The sequence below is a fragment of the Streptomyces sp. NPDC058985 genome (assembly GCF_042740985.1).
Taxonomy (GTDB): Bacteria; Actinomycetota; Actinomycetes; order Streptomycetales; family Streptomycetaceae; genus Streptomyces.
The window spans coordinates 82,820-98,802 of sequence record NZ_JBHYJX010000002.1 but is presented as its reverse complement, the minus strand read 5'-3'; the positions used below and the strand labels follow the sequence as shown (position 1 = coordinate 98,802).

Here is a 15,983-nt window from a genome sequence, read left to right as displayed (position 1 = left end):
GACAGAGGTTTGGATCACTTGCCGGTCGTCGGCCCGGCGGACTACTTGCCCTCGACCGGGCGGCAGTGCGGGTCGTCCGGGCACCAGATGGTCCGAGTGACGGTCACGGTGGGCCCGGGCTGCTGCGGGGAGGGGCGGTTCGCGGGCGGGGCGCTGGTGGCGTCGCAGTTGCCCAGCCCCTTGACCCGGAACCACTCCTTGCCGTCCACCTCGGTCGTGAGGTCGCCGCGCACACAGGCGCCGTTGACGACGCGGGTCACCTTGCCGTCGACGGTGATCTCCTTGCCGTCGTCGGTCTCCCCGTCGCAGTCGACGGAGGCGACGGTCTCCTCGCTCGCCGACGCGGTGGAGCCGTCACCCCCGGTGTTCGCGGTGCAGGTGAGCCACCGCACGTCGGCCTTCTGCCGCTCCAGTTCACGCGTCATGGTCCGGTCGGTCGTGTACGCCACGGTCGCGGAACTGAGCCCGCCCGGTTCGCACGCGACCACACCCGCGACGGCGACGACCGCGCCGACGGTCACCGGAGCCACACGCCAAATCCGCCTCAATGCCCCCATGGAGGGCAGCCTCCCACCGGTCCGGGGCGGGCGGTAGGGGGCATACGGCCACGGTGGCGACGGGCCGCCGGTTGCCGTGTCAGGACCAGCGGCCGGTGCGGGTCAGCAGGGCGGCGGTCGCCGCGGTGCCCGCGGTGGAGGTGCGCAGGACGCTGCGGCCCAGGCGGTAGGGCCGGGCGCCGGCTTCCGCGAAGAGCGCCAACTCCTCGGGGGAGACGCCCCCTTCGGGTCCGACGACCAGCACGATGTCGCCCGAGGCGGGGAGTTCGGCGGCGGCCAGGGGTGCGTCGCCGCTCTCGTGGAGTACGGCGGCGAAGTCGGCGGCGGCCAGAAGTGAGGCAACCTGCTTGCCGGTCGCCGCGTCCGCGACGTCGGGGAAGCGGACCCGGCGGGACTGCTTGCCGGCCTCGCGGGCCGTCGCCCGCCACTTGCCGAGCGCCTTCTGGCCGCGCTCACCCTTCCACTGCGTGATGCAGCGGGACGCCGCCCAGGGCACGATCGCGTCGACGCCGACCTCGGTCATCGTCTCCACGGCCAGTTCGCCCCGGTCGCCCTTGGGCAGGGCCTGGACGACGGTGATCCGGGGCTGCTCCGGCGGTTCCTCGTGGACCGTCTCCAGGTCCGTGACGACGAGGCGGTCCTTGCCCTCGGCGGCCTTCACCACGCCCTCGGCCCAGTGTCCGCGTCCGTCGGTGAGGACGACGTCCTCGCCGGACCGCAGCCGCTTCACGGAGACGGCATGCCGTCCCTCGGGGCCGTCGAGGACGTACTCCCCCGCCGTCAGGTCGGCCGGGCCGAGGGAGTCGACCACGAACACCGGTGCCGTCATCGGCCCGCGCCTCCCGTCGCGTAGTGCGACAACGCTGTCCCGGCGGCGGCGAGTTCGGCCACCAGTACCTCCACCAGCTGTCCGGCGGGCAGCTCGCGGGCCATCCGGTGGCCCTGCCCGGCCCAGAGCGCCATGCCCTGCGCGTCGCCCGCCTTGGCCGCGGCCTTGCGCAGCGGGGCGGTGAGATGGTGCACGTCCGGGTAGGCGGCGGGGGCGTAGGGGCCGTGCTCGCGCAGGAAGCGGTTGACCAGGCCGCGGGCGGGGCGGCCGGAGAAGGCGCGGGTCAGTTCGGTGCGCACGAACAGGGGGTTGGTCAGCGCCTGCTTGTGCAGGTCGTGCGCGCCGGACTCGGGGGTGGCGAGGAAGGCGGTGCCCAGCTGGGCCGCGCTCGCGCCGGCCGCGAGGACCGAGGCGATCTGACCGCCGCGCATGATGCCGCCGGCGGCGACGATGGGCAGGCTCACCGCCTCCCGGACCTGGGCGACCAGCGACAGCAGTCCGGTGCCGGCACCGCCGGTCTCCGGGCTGTCCCGGTGGGTGCCCTGGTGGCCGCCCGCCTCGGCGCCCTGCGCGATCACCGCGTCGGCGCCGGACCGCTCCACGGCACGGGCCTCGTCCGCGGTGGTCGCCGCGACCAGGGCGAAGGTGCCGACGCGGTGCAGGGAGTCGACGACCTCGGTGCTCGGGACGCCGAAGTGGAAGGAGACGACCGGCACGGGGTTGTCCAGCAGCACCGCGAGCTTGGTGTCGTAGCCGTCGTCCCGGCCGCTGTCGGGGTCGCCGAGTTCCGTCTCGTACCAGGCGGCCTCGCCGGCCAGCTGGTGGGCGTACACGCCGACGGCCGCCGGGTCGGGGGTCTCCGGGTGCGGCATGAAGAGGTTGACGCCGAAGGGGCGTGCGGTGAGCCCCCGCAGCTCCTTGATCTCCTGGTACATCCCGTCCGCGGTCTTGTACCCGGCGGCCAGGAATCCCAGCCCGCCCGCCTCGCAGACCGCGGCGGCGAGCCGCGGCACGGAGACGCCGCCCGCCATCGGCGCCTGCACGATCGGGTAGGGGAAGAGATCGGTCAGTGCGGAGGACATGACCGCATGTTGTCACGTCCTCCGAACAAGTCCGAATCCGGGCTTCCGTCGGCATACGCCAGAAGCATCCGCATCCCGGAGCCACCCACCGAGCCCGGCGGCGCCCCGGAGGGCCACCGCCTCAGCGCCCGTTGAACGCGTCCTTCAGCCGGGAGAACAGACCCTGCTGCCCGGGCTGGAACTGGCCCTGCGGCCGTTCCTCGCCGCGCAGGGCGGCCAGCTCGCGCAGGACGCGCTCCTGCTCGGGGTCGAGCTTGGTCGGGGTGGTGACCTCGACGTGGACGATGAGGTCGCCCCGGCCGCCGCCGCGCAGGTGGGTGACGCCCCGGCCGTGCAGCGGGACCGACTGGCCGGACTGGGTGCCCGGGCGGATGTCGATCTCCTCCATGCCGTCGAGCGTCTCCAGCGGCACCTTCGTGCCGAGGGCCGCCGCCGTCATCGGGATGGTGACCGTGCAGTGCAGGTCGTCGCCGCGGCGCTGGAAGGTGGAGTGCGGCAGCTCGTGGATCTCGACGTACAGGTCGCCGGCCGGGCCGCCGCCGGGGCCGACCTCGCCCTCGCCCGCGAGCTGGATCCGGGTGCCGTTGTCGACGCCCGCCGGGATCTTGACGGTCAGGGTCCGCCGGGAGCGGATGCGGCCGTCGCCCGCGCACTCGGGGCACGGGGTCGGGACCACGGTGCCGAAGCCCTGGCACTGCGGGCAGGGCCGCGAGGTCATGACCTGGCCCAGGAAGGACCGGGTCACCTGCGAGACCTCACCGCGGCCGCGGCACATGTCGCACGTCTGGGCAGACGTGCCGGGCGCCGCGCCCTCGCCGTTGCAGGTGTTGCAGACCACGGCGGTGTCGACCTGGATGTCCTTGGTCGTGCCGAAGGCCGCCTCGTCCAGCTCGACCTCGATGCGGATCATCGCGTCCTGGCCGCGGCGGGTGCGCGAGCGCGGCCCGCGCTGCGACGCCGTACCGAAGAACGCGTCCATGATGTCCGAGAAGTTCCCGAAGCCACCCGCGCCGAAGCCGCCGGCCCCGCCGCCCGCCTGGGACATCGGGTCGCCGCCGAGGTCGTAGACCTGCTTCTTCTGCGGGTCCGACAGCACCTCGTAGGCGGCGTTGATCTCCTTGAACCGCTCCTGGGTCTTCGGATCGGGGTTGACGTCCGGATGCAGCTCGCGGGCGAGCCTCCGGAACGCCTTCTTGATCTCGTCCTGGGACGCGTCGCGGCGTACGCCGAGTACGGCGTAGTAGTCCGTGGCCACCTACGACTCCGCCAGGATCTGTCCGACGTACCGTGCCACTGCGCGTACCGCTCCCATCGTTCCCGGGTAGTCCATGCGGGTCGGTCCGACCACGCCGAGCTTGGCAACCGCCTCGCCGCCCGAACCGTAGCCCACCGACACGACGGACGTGGAGTTGAGTCCCTCATGGGCGTTCTCATGACCGATTCGGACGGTCACGCCCGGATCCTTCGCCTCGCCGAGCAGCTTGAGGAGCACGACCTGCTCCTCGAGCGCCTCCAGCACCGGCCGGATCACCAAGGGGAAGTCGTGCCCGAAGCGGGTCAGATTGGCGGTGCCGCCGATCATCAACCGCTCCTCGTTCTCCTCGACCAGCGTCTCCAGGAGAGTGGAGAGCACGGTGGAGACCGTACCGCGATCCTCGGCCTCGAAGGCATCCGGCAGCTCCTCGACCAGACCCGGCACGTCGGTGAAACGACGGCCCGCGACCCGGCTGTTGAGCCGGGCGCGCAGATCCGCGAGGGACGCCTCGCCGAACGGCGCCGGGCAGTCGACCATCCGCTGCTCGACCCGTCCGGTGTCCGTGATCAGCACGAGCATCAGGCGCGCGGGCGCGAGGGCCAGCAGCTCCACGTGCCGCACGGTCGAGCGGGTCAGCGAGGGGTACTGCACGACGGCGACCTGCCGGGTCAGCTGCGCGAGCAGCCGCACCGTGCGGGCCACCACGTCGTCGAGGTCGACGGCGCCCTCCAGGAAGTTCTGGATGGCGCGCCGCTCGGGCGCGGTCATGGGCTTGACGCCGGCCAGCTTGTCGACGAACAGGCGGTAGCCCTTGTCGGTCGGGATGCGCCCGGCACTGGTGTGCGGCTGGGCGATGAACCCCTCGTCCTCCAGGGCCGCCATGTCATTGCGCACGGTGGCCGGCGAGACGCCGAGGTTGTGCCGCTCGGTGAGGGCCTTGGACCCGACCGGCTCCTCGGTGCCGACGTAGTCCTGGACGATGGCGCGCAGTACCTGGAGCCTGCGTTCACTGAGCATCCGCGCCACACCTCCAGAAGTCGTCCGCCCGCTGTCCTGCCGGTCCGTCCTGGCACTCACGGCGCGCGAGTGCCAGACTTCCCCGGCCCAGTGTACGGCCGTGGGGTACGCCCCCGGCAAGGCCGGGGCCACGCCGACGTGCGGCGAGACCGTGTGGCGATAGCGTCGGGGCCGTGACGGTGACTTGGGAGGACCTGGGATGGGAGCGGGTGGCGGCCGGGGTGGGCCGGTGCCGGCTGCCGGGCTGGGACTGCACGGCGGGGCTGGTCCTCGGCACGGACGCGGTGCTGATGATCGACGCGGGATCGAGCCTGGGCGAGGGCGCCCGGTTGCGCGCGGGGGCGCAACGGCTGGCCGGGCACCGTGTGACGCATCTCGCGCTGACCCACCCGCACTTCGACCACGTCCTCGGCGCCGCGGCGTTCGCGGGCGCGGAGGTCTACGGCGCGGTGGGCACCGACGCGGTGTTCGCTCCGGGCGGACACGGGCGGGAGGCGCTGCGCGCGGACGCGGTGGCTCAGGGGCTGGACGAGCGGCGGGCGGAGGAGGCGGTCGACGCGCTGGTCCGCGTCCCGCACGAGGTCTGCGGCGAGCGGACGCTCGACCTGGGCGGCGGGCGGCAGGTCCTGCTCGCCAACGTGGGCCCCGGGCACACCGGCCACGACCTCGCGGTGCTGGTGCCGGGCGACCCGGAGGTGGTGTTCTGCGGTGACCTGGTCGAGGAGTCCGGCGAACCTCAGGCCGGCCCCGACGCCGTACCGTCGCACTGGCCCGCGGCCCTGGACCGGCTGCTCGACCTGGGCGGCGCGGACGCGCGGTACGTCCCCGGTCACGGAGCGGTGGTGGACGCGGCGTTCGTCCGGGCCCAACGGGACGCGCTGTCCGCGCGTTTCGGCGTGTCGCACTGATCACGAACGGCGGATTCCTCGTATCGTCGGCAGAATGCGCCAGTACTCCGCCGACCTGACCCCTCCGTGGAAGAAGTCGCAGCCCGTACCCGAGGTACCCGCCGACCCCGGCCTGGTGGTCGAGGAGCCCGGCACCGGGTTCTGCGGCGCGGTGATCGGCTGCGAGGCGGGCACGGTGACGCTGGAGGACCGCTTCGGCAAGCACCGGGTGTTCCCGATGGAGCCGCGCGGCTTCCTGCTCGAGGGGCGCGTGGTGACGCTGGTGCGGCCCGCGTCCGGCCCGGTGCGCCCCTCGCGTACGGCGTCCGGTTCGGTCGCCGTCCCCGGCGCACGCGCCCGGGTGGCGCGCGCCGGACGCATCTATGTCGAGGGCCGGCACGACGCCGAGCTGGTCGAGAAGGTGTGGGGCGACGACCTGCGCGTCGAGGGCGTCGTCGTGGAGTACCTGGGGGGCGTGGACGACCTGCCGTCGATCGTCGCGGACTTCGCCCCGGGGCCGGACGCGCGGCTCGGCGTCCTCGTGGACCACCTGGTGCCGGGGTCGAAGGAGTCCCGGATCGCGGAGGCGGTGACGGGCGAGCACGTCTTGGTCGTCGGCCATCCCTACATCGACGTCTGGGAGGCGGTGAAGCCGGCGTCCGTGGGGATCGACGCCTGGCCGCGGGTGCCGCGCGGGCAGGACTGGAAGACGGGCGTGTGCCGGGCCCTGGGCTGGCCCGCCGACAACACCGGGGCGGTGTGGCAGGCGATCCTGGCCCGGGTCGGCTCGTACAAGGACCTGGAGCCGGAGCTGCTGGGCCGGGTGGAGGAACTGATCGACTTCGTGACCGCGTAAGTCACGTCTTTCAGCCCCTCCGGGCTGCATTTCAGCCCCTCCGGGGTGCATTTCAGCCCCTCCGGCGTTTGAGGAGCGGGGGTCCGGGGGCGGAGCCCCCGGGACGGGACGGGACGGGTAGGGGCGGCGGGGGCGAAACAGGCTGTTCAGTCCACCAGATCCCGCACCACCGCGTCCGCCAGCAACCGCCCGCGCAGCGTGAGCACCGCGCTCCCCGCCTCGTACGGCCCTTCCTCCAGCAGCCCTTCCGACAGCGCCCGCCGGGACGCCGCGAGCCCCGCCTCCCGCAGCAGCGCCAGCGGCACCCCCTCCCGCAGCCGCAGCTCCAGCAGGACGCGCTCCACACGCCGGTCCTCGTCCGTGAGGATCTCCCGCCCGGCCCCCGGCGACTTCCCCGCCGCCAGCGCCCCGGCGTACGCCCCGGGGTGCTTCACGTTCCACCAGCGCACACCGCCCACGTGGGAGTGGGCTCCCGGCCCCGCGCCCCACCAGTCGGCACCCCGCCAGTACAGCTCGTTGTGGCGGCAGCGGCCGGCGTCGGAGGTGGCCCAGTTCGACACCTCGTACCAGTCGAAGCCCGCCGCCGAGAGGGTCTCCTCGGCGATCAGGTACCGGTCGGCGTGCACGTCGTCGTCGGTCATCGGGACCTCGCCGCGCCGGATGCGCCGGGCGAGCTGGGTGCCCTCCTCGACGATCAGGGCGTACGCCGAGACGTGGTCGGGTCCGGCGCCGAGCGCGGCGTCGAGGGAGGCCCGCCAGTCGTCGTCGGACTCACCGGGGGTGCCGTAGATCAGGTCGAGGTTGACGTGGTCGAACCCGGCGGCGCGGGCCTCGGCGACGCAGGCCTCGGGGCGGCCGGGGGTGTGCGTGCGGTCCAGGACCTTCAGGACGTGCTGCCGCGCGCTCTGCATGCCGAAGGAGATCCGGTCGAAGCCGCCCTCGCGGAGGGTGGCCAGGTAGGCGGGGTCGACCGACTCGGGGTTGGCCTCCGTCGTCACCTCCGCGTCCGGCGCCAGGCCGAACTCGTCGCGGATCGCGCCCAGCATCCGCACCAGGTCCCCGGCGGGCAGCAGCGTGGGGGTGCCGCCGCCGACGAAGACCGTGCGGACCTCGCGCGGGTCGTCGCCGAGCACCTTGCGGGCCAGGCGGACCTCGTCGACGAGTGTCCCGGCGTAGTTGTCGCGGGAGGCGAGGACGCCGCCGGTGCCGCGCAGCTCGGTCGCGGTGTAGGTGTTGAAGTCGCAGTAGCCGCAGCGGGTCGCGCAGTAGGGCACGTGCAGGTAGAAGCCGAGGGGGCGGTCGGCGGCCCCGGCGAGCGCGGACGCGGGCAGGGCACCGTCGGCGGGGACGGGTTCGCCGTCGGGGAGTGCGGAGGGCATGCGTTCCATTGTCCCGTACGGGAACGGTTGCCCCGTCCTGCGACCGCCCGGCCCGCGCCGCCCCGGCCCGCCACCACCCGGCCCGCCACCACCCGGCCCGCGACCACCCGGTCCGCCGCTATTGGGCCTGGAGCACCAGCAGCGCCAGGTCGTCCTCCGGGGGCCGGGGCCCGAACTCGTGCACCAGCCGCCGGATGCGCTCGGCGACCAGTTCGGCGTCAAGCCCCGCGCACCCGGCGAGCGCCGCGGCGAGCCCGTCCCCGTCGTCGAACTGGCGGGAGCCGCTGCGCCGCTCGGTGACCCCGTCCGTGACGCAGAGCAGGGTCTCGCCGGACCGCAGCTCGAAGGTCTCGCTGGCGTACGTGGCGTCCTCGACGACGCCGAGCAGGGTCTGCGGCGCGGCGACCGGGCGCACCGCGCCGTCGGGTCCGAGGAGCAGCGGCAGCGGATGCCCGGCGGAGGCGAGGGTGCAGCGGACACCGCCCTCGAAGGGTTCCAGTTCGCCGTAGAGCAGGGAAAGGAAGCGGGTCTGCGGTCCGTCGCCCGGGGCAACCGGCGGACCGCCGACGGCGACCAGGGCGCGGGCGGCGGCGTCCGCGGCCTCGGTGGCGTCGTCGAGGAGGAGCTGGTTGAGGCGGTCGAGGACGTCGGGGACGCCGTACTGCTCGCGGGCGAGCAGCCGCAGCCAGGGCCGGGCGAGGCCGATGACGACGGCGGCCTCGGGGCCCTTGCCCTGGACGTCGCCGACGGCGAAGCACCAGCGGCCGTCGCCGGCCGGGAAGAGGTCGTAGAAGTCGCCGCTGGGGCCGCCCTTGTCGCAGGGCTCGTAGACGAGGGCGCTGCGCATGCCGGGGATCTCGGCGACGGCGCCGGGCAGCAGGCCGCGCTGGAGGACGGCGCTGATGGTGGCCTGGCGCGCGTACTGGCGGGCGGCGCCGATGGCGAGCGCCACGCGGCGGCTGAGGTCCTCGACCAGGCCGGTGATCTCGTCCGGGAAGCCCGTGGTGCCGGCCCGTCCGATGACCAGGGTGCCCAGCGGCCTGCCCCCGGCGACCAGGCGGTAGGCGAGCGCGGCGCCGTGCGGGCCGAGCGCCCCGGCGGGCCAGGGGTGGCCGACGGGGCCGGAGCGCCACGGGTCGCGGGCGCGGGGCGGGTCCTTCTCCAGGGCCCGGCGCAGTTCGTCGATGTGGCCTTCGCCGGCGTGCCAGACGCGGGCCAGCCGGGCGCCCACGGCCGTGCCGGGGTCGTCGCTCCAGGCACCCCGGCCCAGGGACTCGTCCTCCAGCCACACCCCGCACCAGTCGGCGAGCCGCGGCACGACGAGCTGCCCGGTGAGCGAGGCGACCAGGTCCTCGTCGAGCTGCCCGGCCAGGAGGTCGGAGGCCTCGGCGAGGAAGGAGAGCGCGCCGCGCCCGAGCCACTCCCGGTCGCGCAGGCCGCGCAGGCCGGTGCCGGGGGCGGCGTCCGGGCTCTCCCGGCCCTCGTCCGCGGCGTACACCTCGATCTGCCCGGCGGTCACGGTGTCGTTCCCGGCGTCCGCCGCCGTCTCCGTGCCCGCGGCCGGGAGCCGGGCCCACACCGTCTTGGTGCCCGGCCGGTACGTGATGCCCCAGGCCTCCGAGAGCGCGGCGACCAGCCGCAGGCCGCGCCCGTACTCGGCGGGGTCCTGCGGTGTCCCGTGGTCGCCGCCCCTCGGCGCGCGGGAGGGGTGGTGGTCCGTGGCCTCGACGACGAGGGTGCCCGTCTCCTCCATCCGGCAGGTGACCTCGACGTCCGTACCGGCGTGCACGACGGCGTTGGTGACCAGCTCGCTGACGACCACCAGGACGTCGGTGGCGCGGTGCTCGGTCAGCTGCTCCGTGCCGGGCAGACCGCGCGCGGACCAGTCGGCGAGCGCCGCCCGCACCATCGCGCGCGCGGCGCCCGGCGCCAGGGAGCTGCCGAGCAGCACCGCGTGCGCCCGCGCGCACTCCTGGGCGGATGCCTCAGCGGTGTACGCGGGCGCCCCGCTGGCGCGGAAGGCGGTCTCCCGCTGCGTCGGAATGGCCCCCATTGGACGTCTCCCCGGGCAGTTCGTGCGAGGTGCTCGCAGTCGATGCCGACAGAGTGACAGACCGGACCCGTTCATAAGCACGGAGTTACCGAAGTCGGCCGCCATGGGGGAGTTCCGTGCTACGCGAACGCTCGGATCCCGCCGGAAACGGACGGTTCCGAGCATCCGCCGGCCACGGAGCGAGGAGCGACGAGCGCGCTCACGCCTCGCGCGAGCCCTCGTACATCTCCTCGATCAGGTGCTTGTACTCCCGCTCCACGACCGGCCGCTTGAGCTTGAGGCTCGGGGTGATCTCGCCGTGCTCGACGTCCAGGTCACGCGGGAGCAGGCGGAACTTCTTGATGGTCTGCCAGCGCTGGAGGCCCTCGTTGAGCTGCTTGACGTAGCCGTCGACCATCTCCACCGTCACCGGCGCCGCGACGATCTCCGCGTACGGCTTCCCCTCCAGGCCGTTCTCCTTGGCCCATTCGGTGATGGCGATCTCGTCGAGGGAGATGAGCGCGGTGCAGAAGTTCCGGTCGGCGCCGTGCACCAGGATGTTGGAGACGTAGGGGCAGACCGCCTTGAACTGGCCCTCGACCTCGGCGGGCGCGATGTACTTGCCGCCGGACGTCTTGATGAGGTCCTTCTTGCGGTCCGTGATCCGCAGGTAGCCGTCGGCGGAGAGTTCGCCGATGTCGCCGGTGTGGAACCAGCCGTCGGCCTCCAGCACCTCCGCCGTCTTCTCGGGCAGCTTGTGGTAGCCCTCCATGATGCCGGGACCGCGCAGCAGGATCTCGCCGTCGTCCGCGATGCGCACCTCGGTGCCGGGCAGCGGCTTGCCGACCGTGCCGGTGCGGTAGGCCTCGCCGGGGTTGACGAAGGACGCGGCGGAGGACTCGGTGAGGCCGTAGCCCTCCAGGATGTGGATGCCGGCGCCGGCGAAGAAGTAGCCGATCTCGGGGGCGAGGGCGGCCGAGCCGGAGACGCAGGCGCGCAGGCGGCCGCCGAAGGCCTCGCGGATCTTGGCGTAGACGAGCTTGTCGGCGACGGCGTGCCTGGTGCGCAGGCCGGCGGGGGCGCTCGCGGTGCCGGTGCGCTTGAAGTTGTCCTGGGTGACCTTGGCGTATTCGCGGGCCACGCCGGCGGCCCACTGGAAGATCTTGTACTTGGCCCCGCCGCCCGCGCGGGCCTTGGCGGCGACGCCGTTGTAGACCTTCTCGAAGATGCGCGGCACGGCCGCCATGTAGGTCGGCTGGACCACCGGCAGGTTCTCGATGATCTTGTCGACGCGGCCGTCGACGGCGGTGACGTGGCCCACCTCGATCTGGCCGGAGGTCAGCACCTTGCCGAAGACGTGCGCGAGCGGCAGCCACAGGTACTGCACGTCGTCCCCGCTGACCAGGCCGGTCGCGGCGATGGCCTTCGCCATGTACGACCAGCAGTCGTGCGGGAGCCGTACGCCCTTGGGCTTGCCGGTGGTGCCGGAGGTGTAGATGAGGGTGGCGAGCTGGTCCTTGGTGAGCGCGCCGACCCGCTTGGCGACCAGCTCGGGGTCCGTCTCCAGACGGGCCGCGCCGCTGCGCTCCAGCTCGTCGAGGGTGAGGATCCAGTCCTCGGTGGTGTCCGCGCCGGTCGCGTCGATCACCACGACGTGGGTGAGTTCCGGCAGCTCCGCGCGCTTCTCCCTGGCCTTGGCCAGCTGCGCGGCGTCCTCCGCGATCAGCACGCGGCTCTCGGAGTCGGAGAGGATGTACGCCGACTCGTCGGCGTTGGTCTGCGGGTAGACGGTGGTCGTGGCGGCGCCCGCGCACATGATGCCGAGGTCGGCGAGGATCCAGTCCAGCCGGGTGGCCGAGGCCAGCGCCACGCGCTGCTGCGGCTGCACGCCCAGCTCGATCAGGCCGGCCGCGATCGCGTAGACCCGTTCGGCGGCCTGGGACCAGGTCAGCGACTTCCACGCGTCGGGGCCCTCGCCCGAGGCCGGCGGCACCGGGTAGCGGTACGCCTCGGCGTCCGGCGTGGCGGCCACCCGCTCCAGGAAGAGTCCCGCCACGGAGGGCGGACGGTTCTCGATCGTTGTCTGTGTGTCGCTCACGACATCCTCCGTGGGCCCGCGACGGCGCGGCTTGCTCAGGTGCGGCTGGATTCACTCTCGGGCGGTGTTCAGGCAGGGCTCGGACAGTTGCCCGATCACTTGTTTAACTCACGAGTAACTACGGGGCAGGCATCAGAGTAGAGGGCGACCGGCCCCCGCGTAAGAGTCCGCGCCCTGTCACTTCCTACAGACGCGCGCCCGTGACATGCGAAGGGACCCGCCGCACTTTCGCACGACGAGCCCCTCTGCGTCCTTTTTGCCCGGACTCGGCATGCCGCGGAGCGGTTACTTCTTGCCCTTGCCCGACCCCGCGCTGTCATCGCTGGAGAGGACCGCGATGAAGGCCTCCTGCGGAACCTCCACGGAACCCACCATCTTCATCCGCTTCTTGCCTTCCTTCTGCTTCTCCAGCAGCTTCCGCTTGCGGGAGATGTCACCGCCGTAGCACTTGGCGAGGACGTCCTTGCGGATGGCGCGGATGGTCTCGCGGGCGATCACCCGGGAGCCGATGGCGGCCTGGATGGGCACCTCGAAGGCCTGGCGCGGGATCAGCTCACGCAGCTTGGCGACGAGCCGCACGCCGTACGCGTACGCCGCGTCCTTGTGGGTGATCGCCGAGAAGGCGTCCACCTTGTCGCCGTGCAGCAGGATGTCGACCTTGACCAGGCTGGAGGTCTGCTCGCCGGTGGGCTCGTAGTCCAGCGACGCGTAACCGCGCGTCTTCGACTTCAGCTGGTCGAAGAAGTCGAAGACGATCTCCGCGAGCGGGAGGGTGTAGCGGATCTCGACCCGGTCCTCGGAGAGGTAGTCCATGCCGAGCAGCGTGCCGCGCCGGGTCTGGCACAGCTCCATGATCGCGCCGATGAACTCGGTCGGTGCGAGGATCGTGGCGCGCACGACCGGCTCGTAGACCTCGTTGATCTTGCCCTCGGGGAACTCGCTCGGGTTGGTGACGTCGACCTCGGTGCCGTCCTCCATGATCACGCGGTAGACCACGTTGGGCGCGGTGGCGATCAGGTCGAGGCCGAACTCGCGCTCCAGCCGCTCGCGGATCACGTCGAGGTGCAGCAGGCCCAGGAAGCCGACGCGGAAGCCGAAACCGAGGGCCGCGGAGGTCTCCGGCTCGTAGACGAGGGCGGCGTCGTTGAGCAGGAGCTTGTCCAGGGCCTCGCGCAGCAGGGGGTAGTCCGAGCCGTCCAGCGGATACAGACCGGAGAAGACCATCGGCCTGGGGTCCTTGTAGCCGCCGAGCGCCTCCTCGGCGCCCTTGTGCATGCTGGTGACGGTGTCACCGACCTTGGACTGGCGGACGTCCTTCACGCCGGTGATCAGGTAGCCCACCTCGCCGACGCCGAGGCCGTCGGCGGCGAGCATCTCCGGTGAGTTGGTGCCGATCTCCAGCAGCTCGTGCGTCGCGCCGGTGGACATCATCCGGATCCGCTCGCGCTTGTTGAGCTGGCCGTCGACGACACGGACGTACGTCACGACACCCCGGTAGGAGTCGTAGACGGAGTCGAAGATCATCGCCCGCGCGGGGGCGTCCTTGACGCCCACCGGGGGCGGGACGTCGGCGACGACCTTGTCCAGCAGCGCCTCGACCCCGAGGCCGGTCTTGGCGGAGACCTTGAGCACGTCGTCGGGGTCGCAGCCGATCAGGTTGGCGAGTTCCTCGGCGAACTTCTCGGGCTGCGCGGCCGGCAGGTCGATCTTGTTCAGCACCGGGACGATCGTGAGGTCGTTCTCCATCGCCAGGTAGAGGTTGGCGAGGGTCTGGGCCTCGATGCCCTGGGCGGCGTCCACGAGGAGGATCGTGCCCTCGCAGGCGGCGAGCGACCGCGAGACCTCGTAGGTGAAGTCGACGTGCCCCGGGGTGTCGATCATGTTGAGGATGTGCGTGTTGCCCTCGTCGTGGGACGGGGCCCACGGCAGTCGCACCGCCTGGGACTTGATCGTGATGCCGCGCTCGCGCTCGATGTCCATGCGGTCGAGGTACTGGGCGCGCATCTGCCGCTGCTCGACCACACCGGTCAGCTGGAGCATCCGGTCGGCGAGCGTGGACTTGCCGTGGTCGATGTGCGCGATGATGCAGAAGTTGCGGATCAGCGCCGGGTCGGTACGGCTCGGCTCGGGCACATGGCTGGGGATCGCGGGCACGCAGGGTCCTGATTCTTGAGGCGTCCGCAGTGTCTGCGGTCTCGGGTCTCGGGTCGGATCGATACGTAGCCTCCATCGTCCCACGGGTGGGGAGCCGGTATGGGTCTGGGACGGCCTGAGGCGGGGTTGTGGCCGGGTTGTGGCCCGGGTTGCGGGCTGGTTGCGGCCTGGTTTTGGGGGCGCTGCGGGCCGCTGGTACTGTGGGGAGCTGTGTCTCTTGCCCTCTCAGCGTGAGGCACTCCTTCAAGAAATCATCGGTACGGGACCCTCGTGGCCTCGTGCCTGAACCTGCAAAGGCTCAATTCGTGGCGAACATCAAGTCCCAGATCAAGCGGAACAAGACCAACGAGAAGGCCCGGCTGCGCAACAAGGCCGTCAAGTCCTCTCTGAAGACCGCGATCCGCAAGGCCCGTGAGGCCGCTGCCGCGGGTGACGTCGAGAAGGCCACCGAGTACCAGCGCGTCGCTTCGCGCCAGCTCGACAAGGCCGTCTCGAAGGGTGTCATCCACAAGAACCAGGCCGCCAACAAGAAGTCGGCGCTTGCGACCAAGGTCGGCGCCCTCAAGGGCTGAACCCCTCATCTGGTCTGATCGGCCGGGTGGACCCAGAGCGGGCCCTCTCTCATCCGCTCCCGTCCGGCACCCAGGATCCATGCGCGGCCTGCGTTCGCCACGCGGGCATGGATCCGCGAGCTTGATCCGAAGGCCCCGGTGGCCGTCCTTCCCCGGACGGACGCCGGGGCCTTCGGTCTGTCGTGCGCCCGGGGCCTTCGGTCCGCCGTGTGCCCGGGGCCTTCGGCCGGCCGGTGCGGTCGGGGGCGGACTACGAGCGTCCGCGTGAGCGCGCCGCGCGTGCGATCGTCACCACGGCCTTCTCCAGCGCGTACTCGGGATCGTCACTGGCGCCCTTCACCCCCGCGTCCGCCTCGGCCACCGCGCGCAGGGCCACCGAGACGCCGTCCGGTGTCCAGCCGCGCATCTGCTGCCGGACGCGGTCGATCTTCCAGGGCGGCATCCCCAGCTCGCGGGCGAGGTCAGCCGGGCGGCCACCACGGGCGGAGGAGAGCTTGCCGATGGCCCGCACGCCCTGCGCCAGCGCGCTGGTGATCAGCACCGGCGCGACCCCGGTCGACAGCGACCAGCGCAGCGCCTCCAGGGCCTCGGCCGCACGTCCCTCGACGGCCCGGTCGGCGACGGTGAAGCTGGAGGCCTCGGCCCGTCCCGTGTAGTACTGCCCGACCACCGCCTCGTCGATGGTCCCCTCGATGTCGGCGGTCAGCTGCGACACCGCCGAGGCCAGCTCCCTGAGGTCGCTGCCGATCGCGTCGACCAGGGCCTGGCACGCCTCGGGGGTGGCCGACCGCCCGGCGGCACGGAACTCCGAGCGCACGAAGGCCAGCCGGTCCGCGGGCTTGGTCATCTTCGGGCACGCCACCTCGCGCGCGCCCGCCTTGCGGCCGGCGTCCAGGACGCCCTTGCCCTTGGCGCCGCCCGCGTGCAGCAGGACCAGGGTGATCTCCTCGGCGGGAGAGCCGAGGTAGGCCTTGACGTCCTTGACCGTGTCGGCGGACAGGTCCTGCGCGTTGCGTACGACCACGACCTTGCGCTCGGCGAAGAGCGAGGGGCTGGTGAGCTCGGCGAGCGTGCCGGGCTGCAGCTGGTCGGGGGTCAGGTCGCGTACGTCCGTGTCGGCGTCGGCGGCCTTCGCGGCGGCCACCACCTCCTGCACGGCACGGTCGAGCAGGAGGTCCTCCTGGCCCACGGCAAGGGTCACCGGGGCGAGAGGGTCGTCATTCGCAGTCTTCCTGGCCATCGCGACAAGCATCGCACGCACCACT

Annotated in this window: 13 protein-coding genes; 3 read left to right on the top strand and 10 right to left on the bottom strand. The window is 72.5% G+C overall.

What is annotated here, in order from left to right; genetic code table 11:
- Positions 1-41: 41 nt before the first annotated feature.
- From ACFW01_RS02145 to hrcA, 5 genes are all read right to left on the bottom strand, one after another.
- Positions 42-557 carry a hypothetical protein gene (locus ACFW01_RS02145; protein WP_234954565.1) on the bottom strand — a complete coding sequence of 172 codons (516 nt, stop codon included), beginning with the start codon at positions 555-557 and terminating at the stop codon, positions 42-44.
- Positions 558-636: 79 nt separating this feature from the next.
- Positions 637-1,386, bottom strand: a complete 750-nt coding sequence (locus ACFW01_RS02140) for a 16S rRNA (uracil(1498)-N(3))-methyltransferase (protein ID WP_234954566.1) — start codon at positions 1,384-1,386, stop codon at positions 637-639.
- Positions 1,383-2,468 carry a nitronate monooxygenase gene (locus ACFW01_RS02135; RefSeq protein ID WP_234954567.1) on the bottom strand — a complete coding sequence of 362 codons (1,086 nt, stop codon included), beginning with the start codon at positions 2,466-2,468 and terminating at the stop codon, positions 1,383-1,385. The genes ACFW01_RS02140 and ACFW01_RS02135 overlap by 4 nt, the downstream gene beginning before the upstream one ends.
- A 121-nt stretch (positions 2,469-2,589) precedes the next feature.
- Positions 2,590-3,723 (bottom strand): molecular chaperone DnaJ, encoded by a 1,134-nt coding sequence (dnaJ, locus tag ACFW01_RS02130; RefSeq protein ID WP_125491710.1) that lies wholly within the window; start codon positions 3,721-3,723, stop codon positions 2,590-2,592.
- On the bottom strand, positions 3,724-4,740 hold the full coding sequence (hrcA, locus tag ACFW01_RS02125; RefSeq protein WP_122620162.1) for a heat-inducible transcriptional repressor HrcA: 1,017 nt from the start codon (positions 4,738-4,740) through the stop codon (positions 3,724-3,726).
- A gap of 173 nt (positions 4,741-4,913) precedes the next feature.
- Between hrcA and ACFW01_RS02120 the strand changes: the two genes are divergently transcribed.
- Positions 4,914-5,648: an MBL fold metallo-hydrolase gene (locus tag ACFW01_RS02120; RefSeq protein ID WP_234954568.1), complete on the top strand. Its 735-nt coding sequence runs from the start codon at positions 4,914-4,916 to the stop codon at positions 5,646-5,648.
- Positions 5,649-5,682: 34 nt separating this feature from the next.
- Entirely contained in the window at positions 5,683-6,483 is an 801-nt protein-coding gene (locus ACFW01_RS02115) for a DUF3097 domain-containing protein (protein WP_234954569.1), read from the top strand.
- 146 nt (positions 6,484-6,629) lie between these two features.
- Here ACFW01_RS02115 and hemW read toward each other — a convergent pair whose 3' ends face one another.
- The 4 genes from hemW to lepA form a co-directional block, all read right to left on the bottom strand.
- Positions 6,630-7,862 carry a radical SAM family heme chaperone HemW gene (hemW, locus tag ACFW01_RS02110; protein ID WP_234954570.1) on the bottom strand — a complete coding sequence of 411 codons (1,233 nt, stop codon included), beginning with the start codon at positions 7,860-7,862 and terminating at the stop codon, positions 6,630-6,632.
- Positions 7,863-7,980: 118 nt separating this feature from the next.
- Complete coding sequence (locus ACFW01_RS02105; RefSeq protein WP_384502182.1) at positions 7,981-9,915, bottom strand: SpoIIE family protein phosphatase; 1,935 nt, start codon at positions 9,913-9,915, stop codon at positions 7,981-7,983.
- A 199-nt stretch (positions 9,916-10,114) separates the two neighbouring features.
- Positions 10,115-11,992, bottom strand: a complete 1,878-nt coding sequence (locus ACFW01_RS02100; protein WP_234954572.1) for an AMP-dependent synthetase/ligase — start codon at positions 11,990-11,992, stop codon at positions 10,115-10,117.
- 285 nt (positions 11,993-12,277) lie between these two features.
- Entirely contained in the window at positions 12,278-14,146 is a 1,869-nt protein-coding gene (gene lepA / locus ACFW01_RS02095) for a translation elongation factor 4 (protein WP_234954574.1), read from the bottom strand.
- A 305-nt stretch (positions 14,147-14,451) separates the two neighbouring features.
- Here lepA and rpsT point away from each other — a divergent pair, with 305 nt between their 5' ends.
- Positions 14,452-14,718, top strand: coding sequence for a 30S ribosomal protein S20 (gene rpsT, locus ACFW01_RS02090; RefSeq protein WP_055416861.1), 267 nt, complete (start codon positions 14,452-14,454; stop codon positions 14,716-14,718).
- A gap of 250 nt (positions 14,719-14,968) precedes the next feature.
- On the opposite strand, the gene holA is transcribed toward rpsT, so the two are convergent.
- Entirely contained in the window at positions 14,969-15,958 is a 990-nt protein-coding gene (holA, locus tag ACFW01_RS02085) for a DNA polymerase III subunit delta (protein WP_234954576.1), read from the bottom strand.
- Positions 15,959-15,983 lie beyond the last annotated feature (25 nt).

Excerpts from the sequence above, each read along its gene's own strand:
- hrcA (WP_122620162.1), bottom strand. The coding sequence starts at position 4,740 with ATGCTCAGTGAACGCAGGCTCCAGGTACTGCGCGCCATCGTCCAGGAC.
- ACFW01_RS02145 (WP_234954565.1), bottom strand. The coding sequence starts at position 557 with ATGGGGGCATTGAGGCGGATTTGGCGTGTGGCTCCGGTGACCGTCGGC.
- ACFW01_RS02105 (WP_384502182.1), bottom strand. The coding sequence starts at position 9,915 with ATGGGGGCCATTCCGACGCAGCGGGAGACCGCCTTCCGCGCCAGCGGG.
- ACFW01_RS02115 (WP_234954569.1), top strand. The coding sequence starts at position 5,683 with ATGCGCCAGTACTCCGCCGACCTGACCCCTCCGTGGAAGAAGTCGCAG.
- hemW (WP_234954570.1), bottom strand. The coding sequence starts at position 7,862 with ATGCCCTCCGCACTCCCCGACGGCGAACCCGTCCCCGCCGACGGTGCC.
- holA (WP_234954576.1), bottom strand. The coding sequence starts at position 15,958 with ATGGCCAGGAAGACTGCGAATGACGACCCTCTCGCCCCGGTGACCCTT.
- ACFW01_RS02135 (WP_234954567.1), bottom strand. The coding sequence starts at position 2,468 with ATGTCCTCCGCACTGACCGATCTCTTCCCCTACCCGATCGTGCAGGCG.
- ACFW01_RS02140 (WP_234954566.1), bottom strand. The coding sequence starts at position 1,386 with ATGACGGCACCGGTGTTCGTGGTCGACTCCCTCGGCCCGGCCGACCTG.